The organism is Streptomyces prasinopilosus (assembly GCF_001419695.1).
In the GTDB taxonomy this organism is placed as follows: domain Bacteria; phylum Actinomycetota; class Actinomycetes; order Streptomycetales; family Streptomycetaceae; genus Streptomyces; species Streptomyces prasinopilosus.
Window position 1 is genome coordinate 1 of sequence record NZ_LIRG01000743.1, and the last position, 7,615, is coordinate 7,615.

General features: G+C 70.5%; 6 protein-coding genes. 5 read left to right on the forward strand and 1 reads right to left on the reverse strand.

All coding sequences use genetic code 11. The features are described from left to right. Together AOK18_RS25630 and AOK18_RS25635 are read left to right on the forward strand one after the other, a co-directional pair. Positions 1 to 418: sensor histidine kinase (locus AOK18_RS25630; protein WP_167738744.1), on the forward strand; the 418-nt coding region annotated here is incomplete at its 5' end. Between the two features lie 273 nt (positions 419 to 691). Continuing rightward, the gene (locus AOK18_RS25635) at positions 692 to 2,620 is read left to right on the forward strand and encodes a ricin-type beta-trefoil lectin domain protein (RefSeq protein ID WP_055695874.1); all 1,929 of its coding nucleotides are present in this window, start codon (positions 692 to 694) and stop codon (positions 2,618 to 2,620) included. Positions 2,621 to 2,963: 343 nt separating this feature from the next. On the opposite strand, the gene AOK18_RS25640 is transcribed toward AOK18_RS25635, so the two are convergent. Further along, complete coding sequence (locus AOK18_RS25640) at positions 2,964 to 3,977, reverse strand: LacI family DNA-binding transcriptional regulator (protein ID WP_055572066.1); 1,014 nt, start codon at positions 3,975 to 3,977, stop codon at positions 2,964 to 2,966. Positions 3,978 to 4,281: 304 nt separating this feature from the next. Here AOK18_RS25640 and AOK18_RS25645 point away from each other — a divergent pair, with 304 nt between their 5' ends. The 3 genes from AOK18_RS25645 (at position 4,282) to AOK18_RS25655 (ending at position 7,615) form a co-directional block, all read left to right on the forward strand. After that, positions 4,282 to 5,592 carry an ABC transporter substrate-binding protein gene (locus AOK18_RS25645; RefSeq protein ID WP_055695875.1) on the forward strand — a complete coding sequence of 437 codons (1,311 nt, stop codon included), beginning with the start codon at positions 4,282 to 4,284 and terminating at the stop codon, positions 5,590 to 5,592. 91 nt (positions 5,593 to 5,683) lie between these two features. Next, entirely contained in the window at positions 5,684 to 6,679 is a 996-nt protein-coding gene (locus AOK18_RS25650; RefSeq protein ID WP_055572064.1) for a carbohydrate ABC transporter permease, read from the forward strand. Between the two features lie 12 nt (positions 6,680 to 6,691). Then, a complete protein-coding gene (locus tag AOK18_RS25655; RefSeq protein WP_055572063.1) occupies positions 6,692 to 7,615 on the forward strand; it encodes a carbohydrate ABC transporter permease in 924 nt (307 codons plus the stop codon).

A 7,615-nucleotide genomic window follows, 5' to 3' on the forward strand; every position in this document is an offset into this window, starting at 1 on the left:
CGCCCTCACCGGCCCCGGCGGCGGGCCGCCCGGCGCGGCCCCGGTCCTCGGCGACGAGGCCCGGCTCCGTCAGGTCACCTCGAACCTCGTCGGCAACGCCGTCGCCCACACCCCGTCCGGCACCCCGGTCCGTGTCGGCGTCGGCGCACAGGACGGCCACGCGGTCCTCGAGTTCCAGGACGAGGGCCCCGGAATGACGTCCGGCCAGGCCGAGCGGGCCTTCGACCGCTTCTACCGCGCCGACAAGGCACGGGCCCGTGCCGCAGGCGGCGGCACGGGCCTGGGCCTGGCCATCGTCGACTCGCTCGTCCGTACGCACGGCGGCCACGTCGAGATCCGTACGGCTCCCGGCCGGGGCGCGACCTTCCGGGTCCTGCTGCCCCTGGAACCCGGTGTCCGAACGGAGAAAGGGCAGTAGCCAACAAGTGACGTCACGGAGACGGTGATCCTGCCGGAGCCACCGGATTCCATAGACTCTTGTATTGACGAGGACATGCCTTAAGAGTTCAATCATGCCTTGAGGCAAGACGGCCGGTCCGTCGGCACGGCACCCCCCCCCACAGAGACACCCCACCGTTCTCGCCCCGTCTCTCGCCTCACCCTCAGACGAGCGCGCATGTGCGCCCCACGATTCCGCTCCGCCGTGCGTTCACACCTTGAAGGTGAGGCCCTCACCGAGAGGTCACCCCCCATGACGTCACCGCACAGAGGCGCTCCGCTCCGCCGCACCCCTCCCTTCCGCCGCCTCCCCGCCCTGCTCGCCCTCACCCTCGTCCTCACCCTCGCCCTGACACTCGCCCCCGGCGCCACGCAGCAGGCGGTGGCCGCGGGAGAGCGCGTCGACGTGTGGCTCACCACGACCTCCGACACGGGCGGCCGCAACGTCACCCGCGGCCTGGCCCCACAGACACCGGTGCGCTTCGGCCCCGCCGGAGGCGGCGCCGACCAGACGATCACCGTCGACGAGGCGACGAGGTACCAGCAGTTCGAGGGCGGCGGCGCCTCGATCACCGACACCACCGCCCATCTGCTGCGCGGCGGCGCCGTCAGTGCCTCGACCCGCGACGCGGTGATGCGCAAACTGTTCTCACCGACGGACGGCATCGGGCTGTCCTTCGTCCGCAACCCGATCGGCGCCTCCGACCTGTCCCGGCCGGGCCATGTCTCGCTCGACGACACCTGCTGCGACCTGTCCGACTTCGGCGCCAACGGCTACGACACGAACGTCCGGCTCCTCACCGCACAGGCCCGGCAGCTCAACCCGGCACTGCGGGTCAAGGGCGTGCCCTGGAGCGCCCCGGGCTGGATGAAGGACAACGGCCGCATGGACCGGATGGGCTGGCTGAAGTGGGAGTACTACCCCCTGTACGCCCAGTACCTGGTCAAGTACATCCAGAGCTATCAGGCCGCCGGTGTGGACATCGACTACCTGTCCGTCCAGAACGAACCGAACTGCTGCCAGGCGGGCAACCCCGCGGCCATGAACTACCCCGGCATGAACTGGAACCCCTCCGGGCTGGTCGAGTTCACCAAGAACCACGTCTACCCGGCCTTCCGCGCCGCCGGGATCGACACCAAGGTCCTCGTCCACGACTGGAACTACGGCGACTACGCGGGCTTCGGCGCGCCCGTTCTCGCGGACGCCGGGGTGCGCGACGACCCGCTCTTCGGCGGCATCGCCTGGCACGGCTACGCCGGTGACCCCGCGGTGGGCAGCCAGGTGCACGGCCAGTACCCGAACGTCCGTCAGTTCAGCACCGAGCACTCCGGCGGCACCTGGATCGGCAACCAGCACAACGAGGACCTGGCCGACATCGTGGGCTACGCCCGCAACTGGAGCAGCAGCCTGGTGAAATGGAGCCTCGCCCTCAACCAGGACATGGGTCCGCACAACGGCGGCTGCGGCACCTGCACCGGGCTGATCACCGTGCAGGAGGGCGGCCCCCGGGCAGGACAGGTCGACTACACGGTCGAGTACTACACCACCGGCCACCTGACCAAATTCGTCAGGCCCGGCGCCCACCGGATCGCCTCCACCGCCGGCACCACCGTGTCCAACGTGGCCTGGCGCAACCCCGACGGCTCCAAGGCCCTGATCGCCCACAACGGGGGCACCTCCGCCCGCTCGGTCCGTGTCGACTGGGGCGGCCAGTCCTTCACCTACAGCCTCCCCGCCCGCACCACCGCCACCTTCACCTGGTCCGGCACCCCGTCGGGCGGCCCCGGCGGCGGTACCGGCACCCTCACCGGGCTCGCGGGCAAGTGTCTCGACGTCGCGGGCGGGGCCACGGCCGACGGCACCGCGGTGCAGCTGCACACCTGCAACGGCACGGCTGCCCAGCGCTGGACCGTGAACGCCGACGGCAGCGTGCGGGCACTCGGCAAGTGCCTGGACGTGAAGGGCGCCTCGACGGCCGACGGCGCCCGGGTGCAGCTCTACGGGTGCAACGGCAGCACGGCACAGCAATGGTCGTACGACGCCACGACCCGCGATGTGGTCAACACCGGCGCGGACAAGTGCCTCGACGTCACCGGCAACGACTCCGCGAACGGCACCCCCGCCCAGATCTGGACCTGCACCGGTGCCGCGAACCAGAAGTGGACCCTGAACACCGCATGACTCCACCGGGCCGTCCCACCGGCCCCCTCCCGGCCGCTGTCGCCCGGTGAAGCCCGGCGGCGGGTGCGCCCGGAAGCGCTCCGGACGCACCCGCGAGGCGGTGCCGCGTGCCCGTGTCCGCCCGGCAGCCGGCCGGATCACCGCGGGCGCGCCGAACCGACCGGGGGATTCCTCCTCCGCGGGCCGCCGCGCCCACCGCCTTCCCCCGTCCGCGCACCGGGGTCCCGCCGGCGTCCGCGTCACCACCGGCACCGGACCGCCGGTGACGCGGACGCCGGCGCACAGGTGACGCACCGGCGCCCCGGAGCAACGATCCGGTGACCCCGGGACCGGAAGGGGCGAGTCAGGACGACTCGCGCACCACCAGCTCCGTCGGCAGCGTCACCTGCCGGCGGGGCGCGCCGTGCCGGGTGATGTCGGTGAGGATCCGGGCCATCGTGCGGCCCAGTTCCTCCACCGGCTGACGCACCGTCGTCAGGGGCGGGTCGGTGTGGCGGGCGAGGACGGAGTCCTCGAATCCGACGACGGCGACGTCACCGGGCACCTGCCGCTTGTGGCGGCGCAGTTCGGCCAGGGCGCCGACCGCCATCAGGTCGGAGGCGGCGAAGACGGCGTCCAGGTCCGGAGCGCGTTCAAGAAGCGAACGCATCGCGCGGGCGCCGCCCTCCTCGGTGAAGTCACCGGTTTCGGCCAGGAGTTCACTCGCGGGCACTCCCGCCTCCCGGTGGGCGTCGCGCCAGCCGGCGAGCCGGCTGCGGCCGACGTCCATGTCCAGCGGCCCGGTGATCGTGGCGATCCTGGTCCTGCCGCCGCGCAGCAGGTGGCGGACCGCCTCGGCGGCGCCTCCGGTGTTGTCGGAGCTGACGTAGCTCAGCCGCTCGTCCGCGTCGCGGCGGCCGGCCAGGACGGTGGGCAGCCCCATCTCCTCCAGCATGCCCGGCAGCCGGTCCTCGGCGTGGACGGAGACCAGGAGAACGCCGTCCACGCGGCGCGTCGCCACCGATTCGGTCAGCTGGTCCCGTTCGGCCTGGTCACGGACGAGCATCAGCTGGAGCTGGGTCCGGCTCTCGGCGAGGGCGCCGCTGACGCCCCGGATCAGCGCGGCGAAGAACGGTTCCGAACCGAGCCGGCTCTCCGACTCCGGGATCACCAGGGCCACGGCGTCGGTGCGGTTGGTCACCAGGCCGCGGGCGACCGAGTTGGGGACGTAGTTCAGCTCCTTGATCGCGGCCAGGACCCTGGACCGCGCGTCGGCACTGACCAGATCCGAGCCGTTGACGACGCGGGACACCGTGGTCCGGCCCACGCCGGCCCGGGCCGCGACGGTTTTGATCGTGGGACGGCGATCCCCGGCCATGTGCTCCCCCATCTTCGGCGGTCGCGGCGACACCGGCCGCGGAGTTGACCAGCGGCAATTCTTGCAGACGGCGCAAGAGCGGAGGAGCGTCAGGGGCCGGGGCCGGACGAAGGACACCGGTCCCGGACCACGAGTTGTGTTCAAGCCATTGACAGACAGGCTGCGCTGCCAGGAGTCTTCGGTTCATCGATGGGCACGTTCCCACCCCGAGTTGGGCACGTTCCCATTCTCATTGACAGAGCCGCTGTGGTCATCGCAGAACGCGTCACTCCGGTGCGTCAGCGCCGTCGCTAGGAGGAGTTCCATGGGCAGTCCCGGTTCGTTGCGTACGAGGGCCGCGGCCGCGGTCGCGGTCGCCGGCGCGCTGACGCTCGTCGTCGGCTGCAGCAGCAGTGACGACGCGGCCACGGGTGGTGGCAAGAAGGACGGCAAGACCGTCATCACCATGGGCATGTACGGGGTGATGGGCTTCAAGGAGACGGGGCTTCTCGAGCAGTACGAGAAGGAGAACCCGGACGTCGAGATCAAGGCCGAGGTCGCCGGTGACGAGCAGACGTACTACACCGCGCTGCAGACCCGGCTCGCCGCCGGCAAGGGCCTGAAGGACATCCAGGGCATCGAGATCGGCCGGGCCAAGGAGATCGTCGAGACCCAGTCGGGCAAGTTCGCGGACTTCTCCGACGTCGCGGGAAGCGACCACTTCCTGCCCTGGAAGCAGTCCCAGATCACCACCGGGGACGGCAAGGTGCTGGGCCTGGGCACCGACATCGGCCCGATGGCCGTCTGCTACCGCAAGGACCACTTCGAGAAGGCGGGCCTGCCCACCGACCGCGAGGAGGTCGCCGCGCTGTGGGAGGGCGACTGGAAGAAGTACGTCGAGGTCGGCCGCACCTTCAAGAAGGGCTTCAAGGGTGACGGCGTGTCCTACATGGACTCCGCCAGCGGCCTGTTCAACGCCATGGTCTACGGCTACCCCGAGCAGTACTACGACGAGCGGGGCGAGCTGATCTACGACAAGAACCCGGCCGTCAAGGAGGCGTGGAACCTCGCCGCCGACGCCGCCGAGGACGACCTGAGCGCCAAGCTCCGCCAGTTCCAGCCGGGCTGGGACCCGGGCCTGGCCAACAGCACGTTCGCCACCGCCGTCTGCCCGGCGTGGATGCTCGGCCACATCGGCGAGAAGGCCGGCGAGGCGAACAAGGGCAAGTGGGACGTCGCCAGGGCCCCCAAGGGCGCCAACTGGGGAGGCTCCTTCCTCGGTGTGGTGGAGGGGAGCCCGGTGAAGGAGGAGGCCAAGAAGCTGGTGGCGTGGCTGACCGCCCCGGAGCAGCAGGCCCACATCTTCCAGGAGCAGGGCAGCGTCCCGTCCTCCCGGGAGGCGCTGGAGCGCGACGACGTCAAGAACGTGACCGCGGAGTACTTCAGCGACGCGCCGATCGGCGAGATCTTCGGCGCCGCCGCCCAGGAGATCCCCGACAAGCAGGTCCTGGGCCGCAAGGACGGCACGATCAAGGACACCTTCTCCCAGGGCCTGACCCTGATCGAACAGCAGGACACCCCGCGTGACGAGGCGTGGAAGACCACCGCGGAGCGCATCGAGAAGGCCGTCGGCTGACCCGTCGCCCCCTCGTCCCCGGGCCCGCCCGCACTCCGCCGGCGGGCCCGGGGGCGGCCCCCACATCCGCTCCCAGGAAGGAAGAAGTCGGGTGGCCACCTCCACCACCAAGGCCCCGGCCGGCGGGAAGCCCCCGGGCCCGCCGCCGAAGACGGACGGCGAGGGCCCCGCCCGGCGGCGCGGCGCGCTGCTGCACCGGCTCGACGTCAGAGGCGCCCCGTACGCGTTCGTCGCACCGTTCTTTGTCGTCTTCGCCGCCTTCAGTTTCTACCCCCTCGTCTACACGTCGTGGATCTCCCTGCACCGGGTGGAGCTGGCCACCCTCGACGTCATGGAATGGGTGGCGTTCGACAACTACGTCGACCTCTGGAACGACTCACGGTTCTGGAACGCGCTGGCGAACACCCTCACCATCGGCGTCATCTCCACGGTGCCGCAGCTCCTGATGGCGCTCGGACTGGCACACCTGCTCAACTACCGGATGCGCGCCTCGCTGTTCTTCCGGGTCGCCTCGCTGGTCCCGTACGCCACCTCGGTCGCCGCCGCCGCCCTCGTCTTCACCATGATCTTCGAACGTGACTTCGGCATGATCAACTGGGCGCTCGGCGCGGTCGGCGTCGACCCGGTGAACTGGGAGGCCGACAAGTGGCCCGCCCAGGTCGCGATCTCCACCATCGTCATCTGGCGCTGGACCGGTTACAACGCGCTGCTCTACCTGGCCGCCATGCAGGCGATCCCCGCCGAACGGTACGAGGCCGCCGCCATCGACGGCGCCTCCCGGTGGAAGCAGTTCACCCACGTCACCGTGCCCGGCATCCGCTCCACCATCGTCTTCACCATCGTGCTCTCCACGATCGGGGCCACCCAGCTGTTCGGCGAACCGCTGATCTTCGGCCAGGGGCCCAACGGCGTCACCGGCGGCGCGGACAACCAATACCAGACGCTGGGCCTGCTGCTGTACGAGGAGGGCTGGAAGAACTACCAGATGGGCCGCTCGGCCACCGTCGCATGGGCGATGTTCCTGCTGCTCGTCCTCGTCTTCGTGGCACAGCGCCTGATCAAGCGCCTGCGCTCCCGTACGTCCTGACCTGGAGTCGCCATGACCACCCACAGTCTCCCGGCCCGGACGGACACCCCGGCCGAGGCCCCCGCCGAGAAGCCGCCCCGCGGCGGCACACGCCGGCTGATGCGCCCGCGCGCCGGCCGCCAGCACCACGCGGGCCCGCTCGCCTACGTCCTGCTCGCCGTCATGGCGGTGCTGTCGATCTTCCCGCTGTACTGGACGATGGTGGCGGCCTCCACCGACAACACCCGGGTCAGCCAGACGCCGCCGCCGTTCCTGCCCGGCCCGAACCTGTTCAGCAACCTCGCCCGCGCCTGGGACGAGGCGGCCATGGGCAAAGCCATGATCAACAGCCTGATCGTGGCCGGAGTGATCGCCCTGTCCACGGTGATGTTCGCGACCCTGGCCGGCTTCGCCTTCGCCAAACTGCGGTTCAAGGGGCGCAACGCCCTGCTCATGCTGGTGATCGGCACCATGCTGGTGCCGCCGCAGCTCGGCGTCGTACCGCTGTTCATGATGATGTCGGAACTGGGCTGGTCCCAGCAGTTGCCCGCGGTCATCTTCCCCACCCTGGTGAGCGCGGTCGGCGTCTTCTTCATGCGGCAGTACCTGTCGGAGGCGCTGCCGGACGAACTCGTCGAGGCCGGACGCGTGGACGGGGCGCACTCGCTGCGGATCTTCTGGAGCATCGTGCTGCCCGTCGCGCGGCCCGCGATGGCGGTCCTGTTCATGATCACGTTCGTGCACGCGTGGAACGACTTCTTCTGGCCGTTCGTGGTGCTCGACATGACCAACCCGACGGTCCCCGTCGCCCTCACCCAGCTCAGCGCGGGCTACGTCCGCGACCAGTCGCTGATCATGGCGGGCGCGCTGCTCGGCACCCTGCCGCTGCTGCTGATGTTCATCGTCTTCGGCCGCCAGATCGTCAGCGGCATCATGGCCGGCGCCGTCAAGGGCTGA

Bases quoted from the DNA above. Each gene is read 5' to 3' on its own strand.
- AOK18_RS25635 (WP_055695874.1), top strand. From the start codon at position 692: ATGACGTCACCGCACAGAGGCGCTCCGCTCCGCCGCACCCCTCCCTTC.
- AOK18_RS25640 (WP_055572066.1), bottom strand. From the start codon at position 3,977: ATGGCCGGGGATCGCCGTCCCACGATCAAAACCGTCGCGGCCCGGGCC.
- AOK18_RS25645 (WP_055695875.1), top strand. From the start codon at position 4,282: ATGGGCAGTCCCGGTTCGTTGCGTACGAGGGCCGCGGCCGCGGTCGCG.
- AOK18_RS25655 (WP_055572063.1), top strand. From the start codon at position 6,692: ATGACCACCCACAGTCTCCCGGCCCGGACGGACACCCCGGCCGAGGCC.